Raw genomic sequence first — 24,298 nt, forward strand, 5'->3', positions numbered from 1 at the left:
AAATTACACAATGCGAACAGAACAACAATGGACAGAAGAGATAAAATCCCAAGATTCTCTTTTTTCGATTAATTTTAAAGAATTATGGCATTACCGCGATTTGCTTTTAATGTTATTAAAAAGGGACTTTATTACTTTTTATAAGCAAACGATTTTAGGGCCTATTTGGTTTTTTGTACAACCCATTTTGACTTCTTTAATTTACGTGGTTTTGTTTGGTCAGGTAGCCAAATTATCAACCGATGGGTTACCTCAATTAGCCTTTTATTTATCAGGAATTACAATTTGGAACTATTTTTCAGATTCCTTGACAAAAACGTCATCGGTTTTTCAAACTAACGCTTCTATTTTTGGAAAAGTGTATTTTCCTAGGTTAATAATGCCGCTTTCAATTGTTTTTTCGGGATTGTTAAAGTTTGCCATTCAATTTGGGCTTTTTATTGCTATAGTATTGTATTATACTTTTGTTCAAGAATCAATTCATCCCAATGTTTGGGTGCTAGCGACACCTTTTCTTATCGTATTAATGGCTGCTTTTGCCTTAGGCTTAGGAATGATTTTTTCTGCAATGACTACAAAATATAAAGACCTTACTTTTTTGTTAACTTTTGGAATCCAATTGTATATGTATGCAACTCCTGTGGTGTATCCAGTGTCGGCTATGCCTGAAAAATACCAATGGTTAGTTGAAATTAATCCATTGACGGGGATTTTCGAATGTTTTAGATATGGCTATCTGGGAGCAGGAAATTTCCAACCAATGAGTTTGCTGTTTAGTACAGTGTTTATAGCAGTTTTATTGATAATAGGTACAGTCATTTTCAATAAGGTAGAAAAAAGTTTTATGGATACGGTGTAGAATAGAAATTTTAAGTTAAGAACAAAAATCTAAGGACTAGGTACTAAGTACTAATGACTAAAAAAATAATGAAGCAACTAGCAATAAAAGCTGAAAATATATCTAAACAATACCGATTAGGTGAGGTTGGTACGGGGACAATTAGTCATGATTTGAACCGATTTTGGCATAAAATAAGAGGTAACGAAGATCCTTATTTAAAAATTGGGGAATCGAATGACCGAACCAGTAAAGGAGATAGTGATTATGTTTGGTCACTACGAGATATCAATTTTGAAATAGAACAAGGCGATGCAGTAGGAATTATTGGTCGTAATGGTGCCGGAAAAAGTACTTTATTCAAATTATTGAGTAAGGTAACCAAACCGACAACAGGAAGTTTTAAAGTTAACGGACGCATTGCCTCGCTTTTGGAAGTAGGAACAGGGTTTAATCCTGAAATGACAGGACGTGAAAATATTTACTTGAACGGTGCCATTTTAGGGATGCGGCGTGCCGAAATTACCCGTAAATTTGATGAAATTGTGGACTTTGCCGGAGTAGAGCGTTATATTGATACACCTGTAAAGCGTTATTCTTCAGGAATGTATGTACGTTTGGCTTTTGCGGTAGCGGCTCATTTAGAATCTGAAATTCTAATTGTAGATGAGGTGTTGGCAGTAGGAGATGCTGAGTTTCAAAAGAAATGCCTCGGAAAAATGGGGGATGTTTCTAAAGGAGAAGGTAGAACGGTGCTTTTTGTGAGTCATAATATGGGAGCTATAAAAGCATTATGTAATAAAGGGATTTTATTGGCCAATGGTCAACTTAAAATCTCAGGAGAAATAGATGATGTAGTTGAAAAATATAGATTATCAGGAACTGAAGTTAGCGATGTATATACTGTGTTGAAAGATAAAGATATTTATTTAAGGGAAGCTAAAATTATTGATGAATCAACTGAATTTTATAGTAATGAAGATATAAACTTTAGTTTCGAAATACAAAATTCAATTTTAAATCTGGAAAATGTTTATTTCTTAGTTAGAATTATGGATGCTGATGAGCAACCAATTTTTTCATCGCAATGTTTATTAAATAATTTTTCTGAGAAATTAAAATTTTCTATTTCAAAAGAATTTCTGGTAAAAGGTTTTTATCATCTCAGTATTTATATCTATAAGCCAGGCATTGCTCCTTATGATGTTGTGGATAGATGTTGTGATTTTACAATTTTAAATAACAATGCTGAGTTTGCACATTTAGAAACTTTTAATGTAGGTAAAGTATATAATAAGAGTATTAAGTGGAATAATAAATTAGTTTAGATGATAGCAAAACTAAAAAAAAAGCTAATTAACTATATATACTTTGTTATTCGAACAAAACTTCAGGAGGAACAGCTCGAAGAAATTCAATTAATAAAGGAAGATTTTATAGCATCTGGTAAAAATTTTTGGTTAGGTAAAGACTGCAATATTAAGAATCCAAGATATATCAGTATAGGAGAGGATTTTTCAGCAGCAAGCAGATTTCGTATAGAAGCCATAGATTCATATAATGAACAGATATTTACCCCCGAAATCAAAATAGGAAAAGGGGTTAATATTGGAACAGATGTGCATATTGCTTGTATAGATAAAGTTGAAATATGGGATAATTGTTTGTTAGCGAGTAGGATTTTTATAACCGATCATTATCATGGTGACACTGAGTCTGAAATGTTACAAATAGTACCAGCCAAAAGACCTTTAATTTCAAAAGGGCCAGTAATTATTAAGAATAATGTGTGGGTTGGTGAGGGGGTATCAATAATGTCTAACGTTACCATTGGCGAGAATAGTATAGTTGGAGCCAATGCTGTTGTTACTAAAGATGTACCTCCAAATTCTGTTGTAGCAGGTGTTCCTGCCAGAGTTATTAAAAAAATTCAATGAAGTAAAAAAAATTAATGCGATTAGAACAGTTAACATTTACACGATTTTTAGCGGCTATTTCAATTGTGATTTTTCATTTTGGAAAGGAGGTTTTTCCTTTTTATCATGAAAGTATTAATTTCCTTGTATTGCAGGCTAATTTTGGTGTTAGTTATTTCTTTATTTTATCTGGGTTTATTATGATTATTTCATATGGGAATAAGGAGAATATAGATTACTTAGAGTATATTAAAAATAGATTTGCTCGAATTTATCCTTTATATCTTATAGGAATATTGGCAATGATTATTAAACCACTTCTTGTTTTAGATGTGAACATCTTCGATTTGTTTTATTCTCTTATAATGGTTCAAGCTTGGATACCAGGAAAAGCGATGTTATATAATTTTCCGGGATGGTCTTTATCAGTAGAAATGTTTTTTTATATGATTTTTCCCCTTGTTTATAATTATGGATATAGATTCAAAAGAAAATTTAAAATTACTGTTGTTCTGATTTTTATTGTATGGTTATTTTCGCAGTTTGTGCTACATTATTTTCTTCATAATGGGTTTTATCAAAGTACTAATATCGTTAGTCACCAATTATTGTTTTATTTTCCGCTAATGCATCTTAATGAGTTTTTAGTTGGTAATTTAGCTGGGTTATTCTTTTTGAAGAATAAAGATAAATTTAATAAAAATTATGATTTACTTATAATAGCCATTTTCACCTTATTAATTTTCGTTTTAAAGTATCCTATTGGATTAAATTATCATAATGGTGTTTTGGTTTTATTATTTGTACCGTTGATTTTATTATTGTCGTTTAACACGGGTATGATAACAACAATTTTTAAAAATAAATTTTTAGTTTTTCTTGGTGAAGTAAGCTATGGTATTTATATACTACAGTTACCTTTATTTTATTATTCAAAGGAATTGTATTTTGTAAATCCAACAATAACTTTTTTTATGAAATTATTGCTACATATTAGTATCTCTTGTTTGGTATACTTATATGTAGAACAACCAATGAGAGTCAAAATTAAATCAGTTAAATTCAAAAGAAATTTAATTTTTAGTGATTGATTAATGATAGCCGAAAAATCAATTAAATTAGCAATAGTTATACCTTTCTATAAGCTCACTTTTTTTGAGACCACATTAGAATCGTTAGCAAATCAAACCGATAAGCGATTTAGAGTTTATATAGGAGATGATGCCAGTCCAGAGAATTGTTCTGGTCTTTTAGAAAATTACAATGGCAAACTTGATTTTATTTATTATCGTTTTGAAACAAATTTAGGAGGGCAATCATTAACGAAGCAGTGGGAGCGTTGTATTGAATTGTCAAATAATGAGGAATGGTTTATGATTTTAGGAGATGATGATTATTTGGGTGAAGATGTGGTAGCTAAATTTTATAATGCTATTGCAACTTTTGGAGATAAATCAAATGTCATAAGAAATGCAAGTGTTTTAATTAATGAAAAGAATGAAGTCATTTCAAAAACCTATTATCATCCAATCAATGAAGAAGCTATAGATTCTTATTGTAGAAAGTTAAAAGGAGACAGTAGAAGTTCCCTATCCGAGCATATTTTTAGAATGGATTCTTATAAAAAATATAAGTTTAAAGATTACAAAATGGCTTGGAGTAGTGATGACAGAGCAATAATAGATTTTGCAGATGGCAAATCTGTTTTTTCAATTGATTCGATTGTATATGTAAGAATGTCTGATTTGAATATATCAGGAGGAAAAGACAATATTCAGGAAAAGATAAGTGGACGCCTTGAGGGAACTAAGGATTTGATTTTCGATTATCAATCAAAGATGAGTAAAGCTCAAATAAAACTTTTTATAGGATTGTATGAAAATTTAATATACAGATACAAGGATTTTAAATGGAATCATATAAGTTATTTAATTTATTTATCTATTCGCTATTTTGGTTTTAATTATACGAATAAACAGATAAAATCATTATTCTTTAAATTAATTAGAAAAAATAATTTTGTAGAGAGTAGTTTGTAAAAATGATAAAGCAGCTTTACTATTATTATTGGCTTATTCGTAGCAAAAAATTACGTAAGCATTTTCCAAAATACAATATCATGTCAATTAATGAAACAATTGATGAAATTGTAACATATAAAAAGTCATTGAGTCGTTTTGGTGATGGGGAGTTCCGATTAGTTATTAAAGAGCGAGATATCGTTTTTCAGAACTTATCAGATAGTATTGCTGTCAGATTAAATGAGGTTTTAAATTCTAAATTATCCAATCATTTAGTAGCTATTCCCTCTAGTTTTGTTAGAGTTACTGAATTTAAAAGAGATGCAAAAATTCATTGGCTCAATTTTATTAACCTCTATGGTAATAAAATCGCAAAATGTATCGTCGATAAAAATCATGTTTTTGGGAATGCTTTTATTTCAAGATTTTATATTGATTATTTGAGCAAAAAAGACTCAGCTAAAGTTGTAAATGAACTAAAAAAGATTTGGAGTAATCAACATATTTTGATAGTAGAAGGAGAGTATTCAAGGTTGGGAGTTGGAAATGATTTATTTAATAATGCATTGAGTATAGAGCGAATTATTTGTCCATCAAAAGATGCTTATTCAAAGTATGAAGAAATAGTAGAACTGTCTCAAAAGTATGGTAAAGATAAATTGATTTTAATTGCTTTGGGACCAACAGCCACTATTTTAGCCTATGATTTAGCAAAATTGAACCATTGGGCTATTGATATTGGTCATGTGGATGTCGAATACATGTGGATGATTCAAAAAGCACAAAATAAAATTGCTATAAAAGGCAGGTATGTTGCAGAAGCAAGTGAGGGGAAAGACTTTGAACTTCCTCAAGAAGAGAAACAAGCTTATTTAGACAGTATAATTTATACTATCCAATAGCATTTTCAATTTAAGAAAAATAGGAATAATTCATATTATGAAATTAAGTATAATAATACCTGTTTATAATACCGAAACTTACTTAGAGCGGTGCTTAGAGAGTGTTTTTAGTCAAGATTTAGCTTTAAAAGATTATGAAGTTATTGCTATAAATGATGGATCTACAGATGGTTCTTTAGAAATACTTAAAGATTTTGAGAGTAGGTATGAAAATTTAATAGTACTGTCACAAGAAAACGAAGGAGAAGCTGCAACACGTAATAGAGCCTTGCAAATAGCTTGTGGTAAGTACATTACATTTGTTGATTCTGATGATGCTATTGAGCCAAACACTTTAAAAACTATTATAAAAAGGGCAGAAATTGACACTTTAGATATGCTGTATCTAAAAATGAACTTATATGATGAGAGCGAGAATTGGTTAGAAGAATTACCCAACTTAGGTTCTGAATCAATAATTTTAAATGGTTTTGAACATGAGCGAAGACCTTATCCTGCCACATTGTATTTAAGAGAACTGATGGATGGGATTCAATTTCCTAGTAATATTTTGATAGGACCAGACTCGGTTTTCAATGCAATGGTACAAGCAAAAGCCCAAAAATGCAGCTATTTATCTATACCATATTATAAATATACTTTTAGATTAAATTCGTTAAGTAAGCAAGGTCGTTCAGAAAAAGCTTATTTAGGCTTCTTAAACGCAATTTCGGTATTAGTAAATTATAGAAATACTAATTATCCGAATTATAATGAATTGCAAAAAAAATATTTTGATAACATCATTTCAATTTTTGTTACAAGAATTTTACAACTTAATATATTACCCAACTTAGATAAAAATAAATTCTTAGAATTGAAAGCATTACTAAGAAAACAACAATTATCATATTTAGAAGTGTCTCTTGCAAAAGATTTTCAGTTTTTCGATAAATCTTATTTTTTATTTTATTTATATCAGAGTACATCTAAAAAATATTTCGAAATACTCGGGCAACTAAGTAAAGTCAAAAGAAGATTTATTAATTAAAATTATCAGTAATTTATTTAATGTTAAATTCACCAAAAGTTAGTATAATCATACCAGTATATAATGCTGAATTGTATCTTGAAAAATGTATTGATTCATTATTAACTCAGACACTTTCAGTTTGTGAATTTATTTTTGTAAATGATGGTTCTGTAGATTCAAGTCAGTCGATTCTTGAAAGCTATCAAATCCAAGATTCCAGAATAAAACTAATTAATCAGGAAAATCAGGGAGTAAGTGTAGCTCGAAATACTGGGGTTTTAATGGCACAAGGAGAATATATCGGTTTTGTAGATGCAGATGATTATATAAATCCGAATTATTTTGAACGCTTTCTGGAGCTTGCCGGTTCGGATTTGATAGCCATAAATTCAATAGTTTATAATAGTAAGAACGAGCTGCTCATAAACAGAACTCATCTTTATCAACACATGCTTGCCAGTGATTCCTTCAATTCGGTTTGCTTTAAAATTTTTAAACGAGATATAATTGTCAAAAATGGCGTGACATTTCCTGTTGGAGTACGTTTAGGGGAGGATGCTCATTTCATAATGGACTTTTTACAATATACTACAACCGTAGCATTAATTTCCGATTATCAAGGTTATTTTTATAGGGAAAATCAAGAAAGTGCAACTAAATCACCTGTAAAGGATTATAGTGTTTTTGACAGGGTGTTTTCTGAATTTAAAATGGATCATCAAAAACAATATAATATCCCCTTAACAGCAACTGAAATACTAGATGCAAAATTGCAGAAGCTTTGGAAAACTTATATGGCTGCTTTGTCTTTATATTTTAGAGCGAATACAGTTTTGGATAAGTCACAACGAAATCAATTCATTGAAAAATCGATGATAGAGTTTTCTACTATTTATAAGCAAACTGCTCATAACATGTTTTGGCATAGGACACTTAGCCGTTTTGAAGAATTTGTACAGGCAGCATTAATTAAACAACAATTCTGGAAATTAAAAATGGCTTATACCTATAGTCATTTTAGAAACGGTATTAAATAATAGCTAATAAACATAACAGCAAGTTGATTCTAGCTGAAATATTGATTAGTAAAAGACGGCTGTCTTATAAAAAAATAATAAAATTTAAACTGATGAAAGTATTAATGTATTTCCATGGAGGAAGTGGAAACAGAGGTTGTGAAGCGATAGTGGTTTCAGCAATCAAGGTTATTAAACAAAAATATCCCAAGGCATATGTTGCTTTAGCTTCTGGAAAACCTGATACAGATAACCATATAAATGATTTAGACGAAATAATTTTTCATAATCAGAACAGGAAAATTAAAGCATTTTCTCCTTTGTTTTTTAAAAATTATTGGAATGTAAAGTTGCTTAAAAGCCAGTCAGTATCTTATCGTTTGACTCACAAGGATATTATTGATAGAATTGAGGACTTTGATATTTTCCTCTCTATTGGTGGTGATAATTATTGCTATGGTAATATTCCTGACTATTATGAATTGAACAGATTAATCAAGTCAAAAGGGAAAAAATTAATGTTGTGGGGTGCTTCTTTAGGTCAGGAAGATTTGAATCTGGAAAAAATTCAAGATTTAAAAAACTTTGACCATTTAATTCTCAGAGAATCGGCTTCTGAATCTCAGTTGAAAGCAGCAGGACTTACTAATACGGTCTTGGTAGCTGATGGCGCATTTTTATTAGATAAAGAATTGTTAGCCTTGCCGCAACAATGGCAGGTAGGGAATACAATAGGTTTCAATTACAGTCCATTGGTAGAGCAAAAAATACCCGAAAGCAGGGCTTCAGTGATTCAATTATTACAACACATTCTTTCGGTGACCAATTATACCATTGCTTTTACCCCCCATGTCATACAGCCCGGAAATGATGACCATGAGTGCATGCAACGACTCATTAATGATTTAGGTACTATCGCTCACAATAGAGTTTTTTTATTACCAGATAATTTAACTGCTGCCCAATACAAAGGCTATATTTCCAGAATGGAAATGTTTATTGGGGCGCGTACCCACGCGACTATTGCGGCCTATTCAACTGCTGTTCCGGTAATGGTATTGGGATATAGTATTAAATCCTTGGGAATAGCTAAAGATTTATTTGGTTATCCTCGTCTGGTTCTTGATAAATCAGAATTATGTAATGTTGATTTATTGATTCAGAAATTTGATGAATTGCAAAAAGATAAGGATGCGATTAAAGAACATTTGAAAGAAGTGTTGCCTGAAATTAAGTCATTATCCATGTCTGCTAATGCGTATTTGTAAAATTTAATGAGGGTAAAGAAAAAAATACTTTTTGTAATCCCGGGCTTAGATGCCGGTGGCGCAGAGAAAAGTCTGGTCAATTTGTTAAATCAAATTGACTTTGATTCTTACGAGGTCGATTTATTTCTGTTTAAGAAAGGAGGCTTGTTTATGAAATCTTTGCCTTTAGAAGTCAATATTCTTAGTCATTCTGAAACCTTTGAAAAATTTAATTCAGGCTTAATAGATGCTTGCTCGTATTTTCTTAGTAGGGGAAAAATTGGTTTGTTTATTTCCAGATTCCAATTTTTTATAAAAAACAGATGCTATAAAAATAATGCCGTTGCCGAACAGCAATCTTGGAAGTATTTTAGTAAATCGATTCCTAATTTGGAAAAAGAGTATGATGCCGCCATTGGTTTTTTAGAAAAATCGTCTGTTTACTTTGTGATAGATATAGTCAAATCTAAAAACAAGATAGGTTGGGTACATACTAATTATGCGACTTCTGGGATGGATTCTGAATTCGATACTTATTATTTTGATAAATTGAATCATTTAGTAACTGTTTCAGATGAGTGTGCTGCTTCATTAAGACATTTTTTTTCAACTTTATCAAATCGTATTAAAGTAATTGAAAATATAATTTCACCTAAAATAATAAATAATTTGGCCACAGTTGACAAAGATAACGTATTAGAAGATAAAAATATAAATCTTCTTACTATCGGACGATTAAGCCCAGAAAAAGGGATTGATTTGGCAGTAGAAACTACATTTGAATTAGTAAAAAGATATCCAAATTTAAAATGGTTTGTTATTGGTGAAGGAACAGAAAGAATACAATTAGAACAAAAAATTAAAGAATCTGAATTGGAAGATTCTTTTTTTCTTTTGGGATTAAAAGAAAATCCATATCCCTATTTAAAGCAATGTGATATTTACGTGCAACCCTCAAGATACGAAGGAAAATCCATTGCGGTAGATGAGGCTAAGATTTTAGGGAAACCAATAATTCTAACCAATTTTACAACAGCCAAAGATCAGATCAATTCAGGACTAAATGGATTAATTACAGAAATGAATCCTGAGGCAGTAGCTAAGGCGGTTGAATATCTGATTGAAAATAAAAATGTTGTAGAGGATTTTGTTTCCAATTTAAGTCTGGAGAAATTAGGCACTGAAGAGGAAATTAATAAGTTATATTGTTTGATGATTAATGCCTAAAAAAAATCTTTTATTTATATCAGCCTCTTTGTACTGTGGGGGAGCAGAAAAAGCATTGATTTCTCTTTTACAATCTATTAATTACAGTAAATATAATGTTGACCTTTTTCTCTTCAAGCATGAAGGAGATTTTTTTGCTGATATTCCAAAAGAAGTTAAACTTTTACCAGAGCCAACCAATACTCGTTTTTTTGATCAAAGTTCGATAAGGGCTTTATTTTTAGCAATAAGACAACTTAATTTTAAAGTTTTTTTTGCTAAGATGATGCATGTTTATGTTTATAAAAGACATAAAAACGGAAGTATTGCGGAACAGTATTTTTGGAAATATTATCAATTTTGTTTTAAGTCTATTAGAAAAAAATATGATGTTGCCATTGGTTTTCAGGAAAAAAATCCAATTTACTTTTGTGTTGATAAGGTTAAAGCAAAAAGAAAAATGGGATGGATTCATACTGATTTAGAGAAATTACAAATTGATTTTAAAAATGAGGAATATTATTTTAATGCATTGGATAATATTGTCACCGTTTCTGATGGATTGACTGAAAGATTAAGAATAAAAACACCTCAATTTTCTAATAAAATTTGTACTATTGAAAATATCATATCTTCTAAAGTTATTTTTGAATTGGCAAGTGAACAAATAAGCTTGAATTTTGATTCCAATTATTTTAACATTATTTATGTTGGGAGAATAGCTCAGGAAAAAGGACTTTTTTTAGGATTAGAAGCATTAAATATACTTATAAAAAAAGGCTGCAAAGTAAGATGGTATCTAATAGGAGAAGGCAATAAAAAAGAGGAACTCTTAGAGGAGGCATCTGATAAAGATATTTTAGAAAATATTTTCTTTTTAGGATTAAGGAACAATCCTCACCCTTATGTTTCAAAAGCTGATTGTTTTTTATTGCCTTCTTATTATGAAGGAAAATCAATTTCGTTAGAAGAGGCTAAAATATTGTCAAAACCGATTGTGGTTACTAATTTTAGTTCGGCTAAAGATCAGATAGAAGATGGCTATACAGGTTTAATCGCAGATATGAATCCGGCTTCAATTGCAGTTAAATTAGAGCAGCTTATAGATGATATTGATTTACGAAAGGGACTAATAGAAAGTTTAAAGAATAGTGTTAAAGGTACTGAAGAGGAAGTTTCTAAGTTTTATGATTTAATTAATGATGAAAAGTGTTAATATGATTACAGTTTTTACACCAACCTATAATCGTGGATATTTATTGAAACAGTTATACGAAAGTTTGTTGATTCAGAAAGATGTTGATTTTGAATGGCTTATTGTTGATGATGGAAGTACTGATAATACTAAAACGATTGTTCAGGAATTTATTAATCAGGAAAAAATATCAATAAGGTATTTTTATAAACCTAATGGAGGCAAACATACAGCTATTAATTATGGTGTTCAAAAAGCTGTTGGTGGTTTATTTTTTATTGTAGATTCTGATGATTTTTTGACTGAGAATGCCGTTTTTTTAAAATACGAAGCTTGGCAGAAAATAAAAGATAATGATAAAATTGCAGGTATTATTGGACTTTCTCAATTTACAAATGGGAATTTAGTAGGCGATGCCTTTCTTAAAGAAAATTGGCAAATTCCATTTGTTGATTATTATTTAAAGTACAAGTTTAATGGTGATAAATCTGTGGCTTTTAAGACAGAAATAATGAAACAGTATCCTTTTCCTGAAAAGGAAGGGGTAAGGTATGTTTTTGAAGCTGTAGTTTGGCATGAAATGTCAAAAAAGTATGATGTTTTATGTCTTAATAAAGTTATTCAGTTGAAAGAGTATTTGGAAGATGGTATTACAGATAGTTCTTATAAGCTTTGGTATCTCAAATCGATGGCATTTTCATTTTATAACCTAATAGATAATAACACTTACCCTTTTTTAAAGTATCCAAATAAATTTATTTGGAATTTCATTTGTTTGGCAATAAACTCTTTGTTAACTAAAGAAAATTATTTTTGGCAACTTAAGGGATTTCAAAAAAAAGCAATTTATTTGTTCTTTTACCCTAGAGCTTATTTTTCATTTTTGAGAATGAGAAATAAAATTATTATATAATTTATTTTGAGAATAATATTTTTTTATTCATTATAATGCTTGTATTTAATTAATTTATTCAAAAAAAAATATAGATTATATTTTGAGAACTAGATTATTAGAACTTGATGCTCTTAGAGGTATAGCTGCATTAGTAGTTGTTTTTTTTCATTATACGATGGGAAGATCGCAAGCAGAGTTAGGTTACAATTTAGGATGTATAGGGGTAGATATGTTTTTTATAATTAGTGGATTTGTAATTTTTATGTCTATTGAGCAAACGAATAATTGGAAGGTTTTTTTATGGCATAGATTTATAAGATTATATCCTGTGTATTGGTTTTGTGTTTCATTAACAACGATAGCTATTTTTTTTACAAATTATTTTGTTTTTAAAGAGAATACAAATGATGTACTGTCATTATCATTTTTATTAAGATATGTTGCCAACTTAACTATGTTTCAGTATTATATGGGGATTTCTAATATTGATGGACCTTATTGGACTTTAAATATTGAATTGTTTTTTTATATTTTGATTGCTTTTATCTTGGTTAAGAGAAAAGTTAAATTGATTGAGAAAATAGGAAGTGTTTTAGTGCTTTTTTGCTCTTTGTATTGTTTTAAATCAATATATAATAATGATTTTTTTCGATTTATTTTAAAGTTATTTCCAATTATTAGATTTTTTTCTTTGTTTTTTGCAGGGATCTTAATTTACAAAATGAAATATGATAAAATTACAGTTTTCAGGCTTTTATTGTATTTACTAACATTGGTTGTGCAATGTCTTCTTTTTGAAAATTGTTATCCCAACAATCATTATTTTGGTATTAATGAATATATTATTGTTTTAATAGCAGTTTATGGATTGTTCCTTTTATTTTTATATGATAAGCTTTCCTTTATAGTGAATTCAATCACTTTAAAAATAGGTAAAATTTCATATAGTTTATATTTAATTCATCAGTTTATAGGTATTTCAATATTAATTCCAGGTTTTATGAAATTTTTAAACTTGCACTTTTGGTATGCAAGTTTTTTTAGTTTATCAATTACACTGCTCTTATCTTATTTTATTACAATTTACATAGAGCAACCACTTGTGAAAAAATATAGAAACCTTTCTAAAGTAATATTATTAGAGAATGATTTTAAGATTAGTTAAAGCAATAAACAGAAGATTAAGGGGAATAACTAACGAACAGTTAACACTTGAAGCCAACCTAAAAGCAGGTTTGAAAGTAGGGAAAAACTGTTATGGTCTAATTAATTGTACGATTGATTATGGACATTGTTGGCTGATAGAAATTGGTGATGAGGTCATTTTTGCTCCGCAGGTTTATTTATTAGCTCACGATACCAGTACAAAAAGAAGTTTGGGTTATACCAGAATTGCTAAAATTAAAATAGAAAAAAACTGTTTTATTGGAGCCAGAGTTTTGATTATGCCAGGGGTAACCATAGGTGAAAATTCTATTATTGGGGCAGGCAGTGTTGTGGTAAAATCGATTCCTGCCAATGTAGTGGCAGCAGGGAATCCTGCTAAAGTAATAGCAACCATATCAGAGTATGAAGAAAAGTTGAAAAATAATTTTGAGAATGCCCCTCAATACGATTACAGTTATACTTTGGGAGGCGGTATTACGGATGAAAAGAAGAATCAGATGATTAATGAATTAGAAAATCAGGCGGGTTATGTCATTTAGTACGATAGCACTTTCGGTCTTACTAATCGCCATATTGGTGGTTTTTTTAATGGATTGGATTCCCCAATTCAATACCTGGCAAAGTCGAATTCATATTGGGAGATACACTTCAAAGGAAATTTGGAAAGATAAGCTAGTGAAAAAGTCGGTGCAATGGTTGCATAAAACACCAACAATTACCGTTACGGATAACAATAGACTTATTATCATTGATATTCTCAAAGGGAATTATAAAAGAACGGCAATCCAGAGTTGGCAAAAGGCTTCGCTATTATTGGGATTGAATGATTATGCCATTCAGACAAAAGATACTGTGATTAAAAAACAAATCAATGATTTTGTTCAGAATGCTTTTGATGCAACTGGTAATTGGAAAAGAAATCCAACGGAAGTAGATGATATTATTCTGGGGTATGCCATTTTAAAAATTGAAAATCTGGATTTTTTTAAGTATAAACCGGCTTTTGATTATTGTTATCAATTAATACTCAGTTTGAAAGGAACAGATGGAATAATAGCCTATAGAAAACACAATTCCGATTATCGTTATGTGGATACCATTGGTTTTATTTCCCCTTTTTTAGTCCGATATGGTATATTGTTGAATGTGAATGATGCAGTGGAGTTAGGAATCAGTCAGATTCGTGAGTTTAATAAGTACGGCATGTTAGAGAAACACGATATTCCTTGCCATACTTACAATATAAAAACCAAGCTGTCGGTAGGTTTATTTGGTTGGGGTAGAGGTTTGGGCTGGTATGCCATTGGATTGATTGATGCTTGGTTAGAATTACCTGCAGCACATCCGAATAAATTGGAAATAACTGAAATGGTGAAATCATTTGCTGCTATGGCTGTTTCATTTCAGAATGAGAATGGAAGCTGGAATTGGTTGATAACAAATGCAGGATCTCGTTTAGATTCGTCCACAACAGCTACTTTAGCCTGGTTTTTTGCCAATGCAGCAGCAATACCGGAAATACAATCTATAGCTGAAAAGGCCAAAGACAAAGCGCTTAATTATTTGATGCAAGTCACTCGAAGGGATGGTGCTGTCGATTTTTCACAGGGTGATACAAAAAGTATTGGGGTGCATTCTCAGCACTTTGATATCTTACCTTTTACTCAGGGTTTGACATTACGAACAAGTTTGATTTAAGGTTGTAGAATATAAGAAAATTAAAAAATCAATAATATCTGAGAAAATAGATTTTGAAGATTAATTTGATATTTGAAAATAAAATAGAAATATTAGTGTAAAAATAAATATGATACCAAAAATTATTCATTACTGTTGGTTAAGTGATGATATATTTCCGGACAATATTCAAAAATGTATTGAATCTTGGAAAAAAAACTTACCTGATTACGAATTTATTCTTTGGGATACGAAAAGATTTCCATTAGAAAATTCAATTTGGGTGAAACAGGCATTCGAAACTAAAAAATATGCTTTCGCCGCTGATTATATTAGATTATATGCGGTTTATAATTATGGAGGTATTTATTTAGATTCTGATGTTGAGGTATTAAAGGGATTTGATGAATTGTTAGAGTTGCCTTATTTTGTTGGTACCGAGGGAGATGGAATCATAGAGGCAGGTGTATTTGGAGCTGAAAAAAAGACTGATTGGCTAGGCTATTGTTTAGAATATTACGAAGGTAAGACCTTTGTTAAGGTGGATGGCAGTTTTGATACTGTAACTCTTCCTAAAATAATGATGAAACAGATTGGTGCTAAAAGGAAAATAGTAGAAATGCCCCAAGAGCAAGTCATAAATAATAGAACTTTATTAGAAAATAAAGATTTTCTTTATCTTTTTTCAAAGGAATATTTCTGCGCTAAAAATTTAGGAACTGGCGAATTAGAAAATACGATTAATACTTATACAATACACCATTTTGCAATGTCATGGATTTTAAGTAAAAATAAGTTTTTGCCAAATTTAAAGCGTAAGCTCATGAGTGTTTTAGGTGTAAAAACAATTAGTTGGATAATTCGTGTTTTTAAATTAAAAGAAATTAAGGATATATTAATTAGATGAAAATAATATTTTCAACGGATCAAATTTATCTTCATGGAGGACTTGAAAAAGTAATGGCTCAGAAAGCAAATTATTTTTCTGAAGTTTTAAATTATGAAGTATATATTTTGACCACTGAGCAAAATAATAAACCAGCTTGTTATAGTTTAAGTCCTAAAATAAAATTAATTGATATTAATGTTAACTACATTCGGACTAAAAGTTATTTGACAACCGATAATCTTAAAAAAGTTTTTAGACATTATCGTAAATGGAATGAAATAATAAAAAGGATTAATCCTGATATATTGATTGTTTGTAATCAGGCATTTGATATGTTTTGGACTCCATTTAAATTTTCAGGAATTTTAAAAATTAGAGAGTTCCACTCTTCAAGATATTTTGAAGATATTTCAAGAAAAAATAGTGGTGTTATCAAAAAAATAAAATTAAAAGTTACAGATTTTGTAGAATCAAAGTTTGATAAAATAATAGTTTTAAATAAAGATGAACAAAAATTTTATAAAACAAAAAATACTTATGTTATTCCCAATCCTATTGTGAAACAGCAATTAAAAGCTGAATTAGTAAATAAAAAAGCTATTGCAGCAGGAAGGATTGTTCCAGTTAAAAACTTTGAAAATCTCGTTGATGTTTGGAAATTAGTAGTTAAAGAAGAACCGGATTGGCAATTACATATTTATGGGCAAGGAGATAGAGAAACAATTAGTCAATTAAAAAGTAAGATTGTTAGTTTAGGACTAGAGACGAATATAATTATACAAAATCCAACAGAGAATATCATTCAAACGATGTTAGATTATTCTATGTATGTATTGACTTCACATACAGAATGTTTTCCAATGGTGTTATTGGAATCGTTGTCAGTTGGATTGCCTATTGTTTCTTATGATTGTCCAACAGGACCTTCTAATATAATTACTAATGGTATAGATGGTTTTTTAGTTGAGAATAAAAATACAAAAATATTGGTTGAAAAAATTTTAGAATTAATAAGAAGTAATGATAGGAGACAATTAATGGGGAATTTTGCAAAAAAAAATAGTGATAAGTTTTTAATGGATGCGGTGATGCAACATTGGACTGATTTGTTTACACAGTTAAAAAAATAATATTGAATACATTAGTTCCTTTAGAATTTTATACTCCAATCTATTTTTACGTTATATTATTAATTGTAATTATATCCTTTATAAGATCAAAATCTATTCCGATTACCGATAGAAAGAACCTTAAGGGAATAAGTATATTAGGTTTTTTGTTGGTTGTATTTGTTGTGTTTTACATGGGCTTAAGACCTATTAATTGGCGCTTTGGAGACATGGTAGTTTACAATTATTCTTTTGAAAAATACCAACAGGGTTTTCCATTTATTCCATCAAGCGATATCGTATTTGAGTATTTTATGTATAATTGTGCTCAAATAATGACTGCTTCCTCATTTTTTTTACTTTGTACTTTATTGTATGTTTTACCGCTCTGGGCCGCTTGTAGAAAGTGGTTTGCAGCATATAATTATTATGCATTTTTGGCATTAGTTGCTTCTTTTTCCTTTTGGGCTTTTGGAACAAACGGGATTCGTAATGGTATAGCGACCTCAATCTTTTTATATGCTTTATCAAGAGACAAACTCGTATTTAAAGTGATTTGGGTTATTGTAGCCTTAGGTTTTCATAAGTCAATAGCAATACCTACTGCGGCTTTGATTTTGACCTATTTTTATAATGATCATAAAAAATATTTCTATGGTTGGCTGGCTTGTATTCCTTTGTCTTTGGTCGCTGGTGGTTTTTGGGAAGGACTTTTTGCTGGTTTAATGGAAGATGATAGGGTGAGTTACTTAACTGGAACTAACGAGCAAGGAGAATTTTCTAGTACGGGTTTTCGTTGGGATTTTGTTTTATATTCGGCCTCAGCAGTGTATGCCGCTTATTTTTTTATCTTTAAAAAAAAATTCCAGAATCCTATTTACAATCGGTTGGTTTGTGTTTATTTAGCAGCAAATGGTTTTTGGATTTTGGTGATTAGGGCTAACTTCTCTAATCGTTTTGCTTATTTATCATGGTTTATGATGGGAATCATAATTGTATATCCATTTATTACCAAAATTCAGATTAAAAATCAACATAGGGTTTTAGGAACTGTACTATTAGCTTATTTTGCTTTTAGTTATTTGATGAATGTGATTTTAATGCCTTCATAGTATATTGTAATATGAGTAATTTTTCAATAAGTATAATTATTCCAGTCTACAATGTTTCGGCCTATTTAAGACAATGCTTAGATAGTGTAATAAATCAAACGTATACTGAGTTGGAAATCATTATTGTAAATGATGGTTCAACCGATGATAGCCTCAATATTTGCCAAGAGTATCAATTAATCGATAATAGAATTCAATTAATTAATCAGCAAAATGCAGGATTGTCAGCAGCAAGAAATACAGGGATTGATTATGTACAAGGAGATTATATTCTTTTTGTAGATAGTGATGATTGGATTGATTTAAATACTTGTCAATTGTTAGTAGATAACGTGAAGAGTACGAATGCAGATGTCGTTTTATTCTCCTATTGTAAAGAGTTTTCTATTCACAGTGAAGAGAAATTCATCCTAGAAGGAGATGTAACTTTTAATGAAAATGAATCAAGAAAAATTTACAGAAGGATTATAGGTTTATATGAAGAAGAATTGACATATCCTGAAAATGCAGATTCTATTGTAACCGCTTGGGGCAAATTGTATAAGACTGAGATTATAAAATCAAATGCAATTTATTTCACAGATTGCAAATTAATAGGTACAGAAGATATGTTGTTCAATGTGTATTATTTTCTACATGTTAAATCAATAGTAAATATTCATCTTTGTTTGTACCATTATCGAAAAAATAATCAAAACTCTTTAACTTCTGTTTACAAATCAAATTTAATGATTCAGTGGGGAGAATTGTATGATAGAGTGGAACAGTTTATTGAAAATAAAGAATTAGATGCAACATTCCAAAAGGCTTTTCAAAATAGAATTTCATTAGGAATTATTGGGTTAGGTATTAATGAGTTATATGCAAAAACATCTTTGTTAGAAAAGTATTCAAAGTTAAAAAAGATTCTTTCTTCCGAGCGATATAGGAAAGCCGTAATAGCTTTACAACTGAAATATTTTCCTGTTCATTGGAAAGTTTTTTTCTTTTTTGCCAAATATAATATGCCTATTCCATTAATGATGATGTTATTGGGCATAAAAAAAATAATTAATAAATAGTTCATGCAAGAACCTGTACGTATTTTACAATTATTTACCATTATGAATCGCGGTGGTGCCGAAACCAATGTGATGAACTATTATCGAAAATTAGATAAATCAAAATTTCAATTTGATTTTGTAGTGCATCGGGAGGAAAGAGGAGCTTATGAAGAGGAAATTGTAGGCTTGGGCGGAAAAATATTTCGTTTTTCGAATGTTCATCCTTTTAAATTAGCCAACTACAAACAGCAGATTGTTCAGTTTTTTGATAAAAATCAGTATTCCATCATTCATGGTCAGTGTTCGGAATTAGGTTATTTTTTTTATAAAGAAGCCTACAAACGAGGCGTTCCAGTTATTATAGCGCATGGACATAATTCTAAATCTAAATTCGATTTAAAATATCCCTTTCGATGGTTTTGGAAGAAAAGAATGATGCGTTATGTGAATACCTATTTTTCATGTGGTGATGAAGCCAGTCTTTGGCTTTTTGGCAAAAAAATAGCTCCTCAAGCTTTTACAATGACTAATGCGATTGACTCGAAATTGTTTGCTTATAATGAAGAAAAATCGCTTCAAATACGAAAGGAATTAAATGCAGAACAAACCAAGAATTTCATACATGTAGGGCGGTTCAACGTGCAGAAAAACCATGAGTTTCTAATCACCGTTTTCCATTTACTTTTACAGCGAGATTCACAACAACAATTATTTTTGGTTGGAGAAGGTGAATTGAAATTGACTATTCAAGAGCAAGTAAAAAACTTAGGAATAGAAGAAAAAGTTACTTTTTTAGGTTCCAGAAGTGATGTGAATGATTTGCTCCAAGCGATGGATGTGTTTCTTTTTCCATCCTTATTTGAAGGTTTACCAGTATCATTAGTGGAAGCTCAGGCAAGTGGTATTCAATGTATAATCTCAGATGGAATTCCTATAGAAGCAATTTTAATTCCAGAAAATATAACCGTGATTTCATTGAAAGAATCAGTAGTTCAATGGGCTAATAAAATTCATGCTTTGAATCAATTCGATAAAAAAGATGTTTCTTTTCTAATAAAAGAAAAAGGATACGATATTGGTGCTAATGTTCGAATCCTGGAAGAAAAATATACAGCACTTTTACAAGGAAAATAATGAAAACTTTAACGGTATTTACCCCTGCTTACAATAGAGCGCATTTATTACCAAGGTTATATGAAAGTTTGTGCAGACAAACTTCGGATGATTTTCAATGGTTGCTTGTTGATGATGGTTCATCGGATAATACTAAAGAACTAGTAGCGCAATGGATTAGTGAGAATCGTATTATTATCCGCTACATTTATCAGGAAAATCAAGGAATGCACGGGGCACATAATACGGCTTACAAAAATATAGATACCGAATTAAATACTTGTATTGATTCAGACGATTATATGCCCGATAATGCGGTGGAATTGATTTTGAAGAAATGGAATACCGTTGACAAAGAAAAATATGCGGGTATCATTGGTCTGGATGCAATAGCATCAGGTGAAATCATAGGAACTGAATTTCAAACTGCCTATACCACCTTAGAGGATTTTTATCTACAAGGAGGAAAAGGAGATAAAAAATTAGTCTATCGCACAGATGTTATCAAGCGTTATCCTGAATATCCCATTTTTGAAGGAGAAAAATACGTAGGTCTTGGTACCAAGTATTTGTTTATTGATAAAGAGTATCAATTGGCTACAATTAATGAAGCCTTAGTCATTGTTGAATATCAGGAAGACGGTTCAAGTAATACTATGTTTGCTCAGTACTTAAAATACCCCAAAGGATTTATATACAATCGTATTACAACGATGAAATATTCTAAATCTATGAAACGAAAGTTTATAGAAGCCATTCATTATGTTTCGAGTTGTATTATTTTGAAAAAAAACAATTTCTTAAATGATACACCTGAAAAGCTGTTAACTGTAGTCGCTATCCCTTTTGGAGTGATGCTTTATTTGTTGATTCAATATAAAGTAAGAGTAAAGTAGAATTGAAAAAAGTAATCCGCACCTCCACTGTAGCACTATCTTTGGATTTTTTACTCAAAGGACAATTGGCTTTTTTGAATCAATATTTTGAAGTAATTGCTGTTTCTGGAGATGATGAACATCTAAATACCGTTGCCGAAAGAGAAAAAGTTAGAACTATTTCGGTTCAGATGCAAAGAAACATCAGTCCGCTAAAAGACTTGATTTCTTTGTGGAAACTTTATGTCGTATTTAAAAAAGAAAAGCCACAAATCGTACATTCCATTACTCCCAAAGCAGGTTTGTTGTCAATGATCGCCGCTAAATTAGCTGGGGTTCCTGTTCGAATTCATACTTTTACAGGACTGATTTTTCCAAGTAAAACAGGGTTTTTACAACGACTTTTAATTACTATGGATCGTGTGCTTTGTTACTGTGCTACCCATGTTTACCCTGAAGGAAAAGGGGTCCGAAATGATTTGATACACTATAAAATTACATCGAAACCCTTGAAGGTAATTGCTAGTGGAAATGTAAACGGAATTGATACGGCTTATTTTTCAAAAGAACAAGTCTCTTGTCAAGAACAGCAAAAATTAAAAAAAGAGTTGGATATAAATGAAAATGATTTTGTTTTTATTTTCGTAGGACGCTTGGTTGGTGATAAAGGGATTAACGAATTAGTATCAGCCTTTTCCCAACTCCCCACTTCCAACTCCCGACTTCTTTTAGTAGGGCCTTTCGAATCAGATTTAGATCCATTACAGTCCAATACTTTAAACGAAATTCAATCCAATCCAAATATTATTACAGTAGGATTTCAAACAGATGTTCGATTATACTATTCAATTGCAGATTGTCTGGTTTTTCCATCTTACCGCGAAGGTTTTCCGAATGTAGTTTTACAGGCAGGAGCTATGGGATTGCCAAGTATTGTAACGGATATTAATGGTTCTAATGAGATTATTATGGATGGAGAGAACGGGATAATTGTTCCGCCAAAAAATGTTGCAGCATTGTATCAAGCTATGTTGAAAATGGTGGAGGATGAAGAATTGTATCTTCAATTGCAATCCAATTTAAGAAATAAGATCGTTTCTCGATACGAACAGCAATTGGTTTGGGAGGCAGTTTTAGAAGAGTATAGAAAGTTATAAGTTATAAGTTAGAGGTTAGAAGTTGGGAGTTGGAAGTGTAGAGAACAGAAACAGTTTAGAATAACGAATAAAAACGAGATAAAACTAAGAACTAAGGACTAGTTACTAACGACTAAAAACAATATGTATCAATCATTTTTTAAAAGAGTATTAGATTTTGTTGTAGCTTTAATAGGATTAATAATTTTGAGTCCGATCTTTTTGTTCGTTACCATTTGCTTGTTTGTTGCCAATAGTGGGAAACCTTTCTTTTTTCAACTTCGTCCTGGTAAGAATGGTAAGATTTTCAAAATCGTGAAGTTCAAAACCATGAACGACAAAAAAGACGCGTATGGGAATTTATTATCGGATGCAGAACGTTTAACGACTATAGGGGCTTTTGTCCGTAAAACTTCTTTAGATGAAATTCCGCAATTGTTGAACGTACTTAAAGGAGATATGAGTTTAATTGGACCAAGACCACTATTAGTTCAGTATCTACATTTGTATTCAGATTTTCAAAATAGAAGACATGAAGTAAAACCAGGGATTACAGGTTGGGCGCAGGTTAATGGGCGCAATGCGATCACATGGAAAAAAAAATTTGAGTTAGATGTATGGTATGTAGATCATCTTTCGTTTATTCTGGATTTGAAAATTCTGTTTAAAACCATTTTGAAAGTAGTAAAAAGTGAAGGAATTAATGCGGCTGATGCTGCCACAATAGAACCTTTTAATGGAAAATAAGATAGTATTATTTGGAGCCAGTGGGCACTGCAAAGTGGTGATTGATATTTTACAATCCAATGATGAAATGATTACTGCAATCATTGATGATAATCCTAAGACCGAACAGCTATTAGGGATAACTGTTTTTCGTTCGGATGCCTGCGATTTTTCGAAAGAATCGAAGGTGATAATCGCTATAGGTAATAATGAGATAAGAAAAAATATTGTCCAAAAACTGGAAACCGATTTTCATATAGCCATTCATCCGAATGCTATAATTTCAAAATTCGCTAGTATAGGAGAAGGAACTGTAGTTGCTCCAGGAGCCATTATCAATTCAGATGCATCCATAGGAAAGCATTGTATAATCAACACAGCGGCTATAGTGGAACACGATTGTGTGGTGGAGGATTATGTTCATTTATCACCTAATTGTGCATTGGCGGGAGGAGTAAGTGTGGGTGAAGGAACACATATCGGAATTGGGGCCAAAGTCATTCAGGGGATAAAAATCGGTAAATGGGCTACAATTGGCGCAGGGGCAGTCATAATAAAGGACGTTCCGGATTATGCAGTAGTCGTTGGAAATCCCGGTAGGATAATAAAAAGTAAAAAATAATTGTGCAAGTTATATTGTATGAAGAAGTTTAGTTTACACAAGGGTTCTCGATACTTCGAACTCATTTTCTATCGCAAATTAGTTCTCAACTCGAACTGACGGTGGTAGTATCGAGAAGTATAGGATACACAAGGGTTCTCGATACAATTTTAATAAAAAAGCTATCGCATTTTTATTAAAATTACTCGAACAGACGTATTGTGAGGATTATTATCGCTTCGTCACTTCGAGTGTTTTGGCTTGATAGATTTGATTTTAAAGAGGTTTTTTGATTAAGCCAAAATGTATCGAGAAGTATAGTATACAAGATGGTTCTCGATACTTCGAACTCATTTTCTATCGCAAATTAGTTCTCAACTCGAACTGACGGTGGTGGTATTGAGAAGTTTAGTTTAGATAAATGTTCTCAATACAAATTTGATAAAAAAGCTATCGCATTTTTATTAAAATCACTCGAACAGACGTATTGTGAGGATTATTATCGCTTCGTCACTTCGAGTGTTTTGGCTTGATAGATTTGATTTTAAAGAGGTTTTTTGATTAAGCCAAAATGTATCGAGAAGTATAGTATACAAGATGGG

At 30.8% G+C, this 24,298-nt stretch carries 24 protein-coding genes; all 24 read left to right on the plus strand.

Annotation, left to right across the window (positions count from 1 at the left end; genetic code table 11):
• The first annotated feature begins 10 nt into the window (after positions 1-10).
• The 24 genes from ACFPTQ_RS14680 (at position 11) to ACFPTQ_RS14795 (ending at position 23,717) form a co-directional block, all read left to right on the plus strand.
• Entirely contained in the window at positions 11-859 is an 849-nt protein-coding gene (locus ACFPTQ_RS14680) for an ABC transporter permease (protein WP_379778425.1), read from the plus strand.
• A gap of 68 nt (positions 860-927) precedes the next feature.
• Positions 928-2,166 carry a polysaccharide ABC transporter ATP-binding protein gene (locus ACFPTQ_RS14685; protein WP_379778427.1) on the plus strand — a complete coding sequence of 413 codons (1,239 nt, stop codon included), beginning with the start codon at positions 928-930 and terminating at the stop codon, positions 2,164-2,166.
• Positions 2,167-2,775, plus strand: coding sequence for an acyltransferase (locus tag ACFPTQ_RS14690; protein WP_379778429.1), 609 nt, complete (start codon positions 2,167-2,169; stop codon positions 2,773-2,775).
• A 14-nt stretch (positions 2,776-2,789) separates the two neighbouring features.
• Positions 2,790-3,845, plus strand: a complete 1,056-nt coding sequence (locus tag ACFPTQ_RS14695) for an acyltransferase family protein (RefSeq protein ID WP_379778431.1) — start codon at positions 2,790-2,792, stop codon at positions 3,843-3,845.
• A gap of 3 nt (positions 3,846-3,848) precedes the next feature.
• Positions 3,849-4,793 carry a glycosyltransferase family 2 protein gene (locus ACFPTQ_RS14700; protein ID WP_379778433.1) on the plus strand — a complete coding sequence of 315 codons (945 nt, stop codon included), beginning with the start codon at positions 3,849-3,851 and terminating at the stop codon, positions 4,791-4,793.
• An 80-nt stretch (positions 4,794-4,873) separates the two neighbouring features.
• Positions 4,874-5,677, plus strand: a complete 804-nt coding sequence (locus tag ACFPTQ_RS14705; protein ID WP_379778435.1) for an SP_1767 family glycosyltransferase — start codon at positions 4,874-4,876, stop codon at positions 5,675-5,677.
• A 37-nt stretch (positions 5,678-5,714) separates the two neighbouring features.
• Positions 5,715-6,707, plus strand: coding sequence for a glycosyltransferase family 2 protein (locus tag ACFPTQ_RS14710; protein WP_379778437.1), 993 nt, complete (start codon positions 5,715-5,717; stop codon positions 6,705-6,707).
• Between the two features lie 20 nt (positions 6,708-6,727).
• Complete coding sequence (locus ACFPTQ_RS14715; protein WP_379778439.1) at positions 6,728-7,726, plus strand: glycosyltransferase family 2 protein; 999 nt, start codon at positions 6,728-6,730, stop codon at positions 7,724-7,726.
• 92 nt (positions 7,727-7,818) lie between these two features.
• Positions 7,819-8,973, plus strand: coding sequence for a polysaccharide pyruvyl transferase family protein (locus ACFPTQ_RS14720; RefSeq protein ID WP_379778441.1), 1,155 nt, complete (start codon positions 7,819-7,821; stop codon positions 8,971-8,973).
• A 6-nt stretch (positions 8,974-8,979) separates the two neighbouring features.
• A complete protein-coding gene (locus ACFPTQ_RS14725) occupies positions 8,980-10,179 on the plus strand; it encodes a glycosyltransferase (RefSeq protein ID WP_379778443.1) in 1,200 nt (399 codons plus the stop codon).
• Entirely contained in the window at positions 10,172-11,374 is a 1,203-nt protein-coding gene (locus ACFPTQ_RS14730; protein WP_379778445.1) for a glycosyltransferase, read from the plus strand. Before ACFPTQ_RS14725 ends, ACFPTQ_RS14730 begins: the two co-directional genes overlap by 8 nt.
• 1 nt (position 11,375) lies before the next feature.
• Complete coding sequence (locus ACFPTQ_RS14735; RefSeq protein ID WP_379778447.1) at positions 11,376-12,266, plus strand: glycosyltransferase family 2 protein; 891 nt, start codon at positions 11,376-11,378, stop codon at positions 12,264-12,266.
• Positions 12,267-12,348: 82 nt separating this feature from the next.
• The gene (locus ACFPTQ_RS14740) at positions 12,349-13,413 is read left to right on the plus strand and encodes an acyltransferase family protein (RefSeq protein WP_379778449.1); all 1,065 of its coding nucleotides are present in this window, start codon (positions 12,349-12,351) and stop codon (positions 13,411-13,413) included.
• Positions 13,394-13,954 (plus strand): acyltransferase, encoded by a 561-nt coding sequence (locus ACFPTQ_RS14745; protein ID WP_379778451.1) that lies wholly within the window; start codon positions 13,394-13,396, stop codon positions 13,952-13,954. The genes ACFPTQ_RS14740 and ACFPTQ_RS14745 overlap by 20 nt, the downstream gene beginning before the upstream one ends.
• Complete coding sequence (locus ACFPTQ_RS14750; RefSeq protein ID WP_379778453.1) at positions 13,944-15,113, plus strand: glycoside hydrolase family 88 protein; 1,170 nt, start codon at positions 13,944-13,946, stop codon at positions 15,111-15,113. Before ACFPTQ_RS14745 ends, ACFPTQ_RS14750 begins: the two co-directional genes overlap by 11 nt.
• A gap of 109 nt (positions 15,114-15,222) precedes the next feature.
• On the plus strand, positions 15,223-15,999 hold the full coding sequence (locus ACFPTQ_RS14755; RefSeq protein WP_379778455.1) for a glycosyltransferase family 32 protein: 777 nt from the start codon (positions 15,223-15,225) through the stop codon (positions 15,997-15,999).
• Positions 15,996-17,111: a glycosyltransferase family 4 protein gene (locus tag ACFPTQ_RS14760; protein WP_379778457.1), complete on the plus strand. Its 1,116-nt coding sequence runs from the start codon at positions 15,996-15,998 to the stop codon at positions 17,109-17,111. Before ACFPTQ_RS14755 ends, ACFPTQ_RS14760 begins: the two co-directional genes overlap by 4 nt.
• 2 nt (positions 17,112-17,113) lie before the next feature.
• On the plus strand, positions 17,114-18,202 hold the full coding sequence (locus ACFPTQ_RS14765) for an EpsG family protein (protein WP_379778459.1): 1,089 nt from the start codon (positions 17,114-17,116) through the stop codon (positions 18,200-18,202).
• An 11-nt stretch (positions 18,203-18,213) separates the two neighbouring features.
• Entirely contained in the window at positions 18,214-19,263 is a 1,050-nt protein-coding gene (locus ACFPTQ_RS14770) for a glycosyltransferase family 2 protein (protein WP_379778461.1), read from the plus strand.
• 3 nt (positions 19,264-19,266) lie between these two features.
• Complete coding sequence (locus ACFPTQ_RS14775; RefSeq protein ID WP_379778463.1) at positions 19,267-20,379, plus strand: glycosyltransferase family 1 protein; 1,113 nt, start codon at positions 19,267-19,269, stop codon at positions 20,377-20,379.
• Positions 20,379-21,254 (plus strand): glycosyltransferase family 2 protein, encoded by an 876-nt coding sequence (locus ACFPTQ_RS14780; RefSeq protein ID WP_379778465.1) that lies wholly within the window; start codon positions 20,379-20,381, stop codon positions 21,252-21,254. The genes ACFPTQ_RS14775 and ACFPTQ_RS14780 overlap by 1 nt, the downstream gene beginning before the upstream one ends.
• A 2-nt stretch (positions 21,255-21,256) precedes the next feature.
• A complete protein-coding gene (locus tag ACFPTQ_RS14785) occupies positions 21,257-22,390 on the plus strand; it encodes a glycosyltransferase family 4 protein (RefSeq protein ID WP_379778467.1) in 1,134 nt (377 codons plus the stop codon).
• Positions 22,391-22,513: 123 nt separating this feature from the next.
• Positions 22,514-23,116, plus strand: coding sequence for a sugar transferase (locus tag ACFPTQ_RS14790; RefSeq protein ID WP_379778469.1), 603 nt, complete (start codon positions 22,514-22,516; stop codon positions 23,114-23,116).
• On the plus strand, positions 23,106-23,717 hold the full coding sequence (locus ACFPTQ_RS14795; RefSeq protein ID WP_379778471.1) for an acetyltransferase: 612 nt from the start codon (positions 23,106-23,108) through the stop codon (positions 23,715-23,717). The genes ACFPTQ_RS14790 and ACFPTQ_RS14795 overlap by 11 nt, the downstream gene beginning before the upstream one ends.
• Positions 23,718-24,298: the final 581 nt, after the last annotated feature.

It is taken from the genome of Flavobacterium sp. GCM10022190, from assembly GCF_042656445.1.
GTDB classification, from domain to species: domain Bacteria; phylum Bacteroidota; class Bacteroidia; order Flavobacteriales; family Flavobacteriaceae; genus Flavobacterium; species Flavobacterium nitratireducens.

Excerpts from the sequence above, each read along its gene's own strand:
- ACFPTQ_RS14790 (WP_379778469.1), top strand. The coding sequence starts at position 22,514 with ATGTATCAATCATTTTTTAAAAGAGTATTAGATTTTGTTGTAGCTTTA.
- ACFPTQ_RS14690 (WP_379778429.1), top strand. The coding sequence starts at position 2,167 with ATGATAGCAAAACTAAAAAAAAAGCTAATTAACTATATATACTTTGTT.
- ACFPTQ_RS14700 (WP_379778433.1), top strand. The coding sequence starts at position 3,849 with ATGATAGCCGAAAAATCAATTAAATTAGCAATAGTTATACCTTTCTAT.
- ACFPTQ_RS14760 (WP_379778457.1), top strand. The coding sequence starts at position 15,996 with ATGAAAATAATATTTTCAACGGATCAAATTTATCTTCATGGAGGACTT.
- ACFPTQ_RS14685 (WP_379778427.1), top strand. The coding sequence starts at position 928 with ATGAAGCAACTAGCAATAAAAGCTGAAAATATATCTAAACAATACCGA.
- ACFPTQ_RS14775 (WP_379778463.1), top strand. The coding sequence starts at position 19,267 with ATGCAAGAACCTGTACGTATTTTACAATTATTTACCATTATGAATCGC.
- ACFPTQ_RS14745 (WP_379778451.1), top strand. The coding sequence starts at position 13,394 with ATGATTTTAAGATTAGTTAAAGCAATAAACAGAAGATTAAGGGGAATA.
- ACFPTQ_RS14695 (WP_379778431.1), top strand. The coding sequence starts at position 2,790 with ATGCGATTAGAACAGTTAACATTTACACGATTTTTAGCGGCTATTTCA.
- ACFPTQ_RS14680 (WP_379778425.1), top strand. The coding sequence starts at position 11 with ATGCGAACAGAACAACAATGGACAGAAGAGATAAAATCCCAAGATTCT.
- ACFPTQ_RS14780 (WP_379778465.1), top strand. The coding sequence starts at position 20,379 with ATGAAAACTTTAACGGTATTTACCCCTGCTTACAATAGAGCGCATTTA.
- ACFPTQ_RS14750 (WP_379778453.1), top strand. The coding sequence starts at position 13,944 with ATGTCATTTAGTACGATAGCACTTTCGGTCTTACTAATCGCCATATTG.
- ACFPTQ_RS14770 (WP_379778461.1), top strand. The coding sequence starts at position 18,214 with ATGAGTAATTTTTCAATAAGTATAATTATTCCAGTCTACAATGTTTCG.
- ACFPTQ_RS14755 (WP_379778455.1), top strand. The coding sequence starts at position 15,223 with ATGATACCAAAAATTATTCATTACTGTTGGTTAAGTGATGATATATTT.
- ACFPTQ_RS14705 (WP_379778435.1), top strand. The coding sequence starts at position 4,874 with ATGTCAATTAATGAAACAATTGATGAAATTGTAACATATAAAAAGTCA.
- ACFPTQ_RS14720 (WP_379778441.1), top strand. The coding sequence starts at position 7,819 with ATGAAAGTATTAATGTATTTCCATGGAGGAAGTGGAAACAGAGGTTGT.
- ACFPTQ_RS14730 (WP_379778445.1), top strand. The coding sequence starts at position 10,172 with ATGCCTAAAAAAAATCTTTTATTTATATCAGCCTCTTTGTACTGTGGG.
- ACFPTQ_RS14715 (WP_379778439.1), top strand. The coding sequence starts at position 6,728 with ATGTTAAATTCACCAAAAGTTAGTATAATCATACCAGTATATAATGCT.
- ACFPTQ_RS14735 (WP_379778447.1), top strand. The coding sequence starts at position 11,376 with ATGATTACAGTTTTTACACCAACCTATAATCGTGGATATTTATTGAAA.
- ACFPTQ_RS14725 (WP_379778443.1), top strand. The coding sequence starts at position 8,980 with ATGAGGGTAAAGAAAAAAATACTTTTTGTAATCCCGGGCTTAGATGCC.
- ACFPTQ_RS14795 (WP_379778471.1), top strand. The coding sequence starts at position 23,106 with ATGGAAAATAAGATAGTATTATTTGGAGCCAGTGGGCACTGCAAAGTG.
- ACFPTQ_RS14710 (WP_379778437.1), top strand. The coding sequence starts at position 5,715 with ATGAAATTAAGTATAATAATACCTGTTTATAATACCGAAACTTACTTA.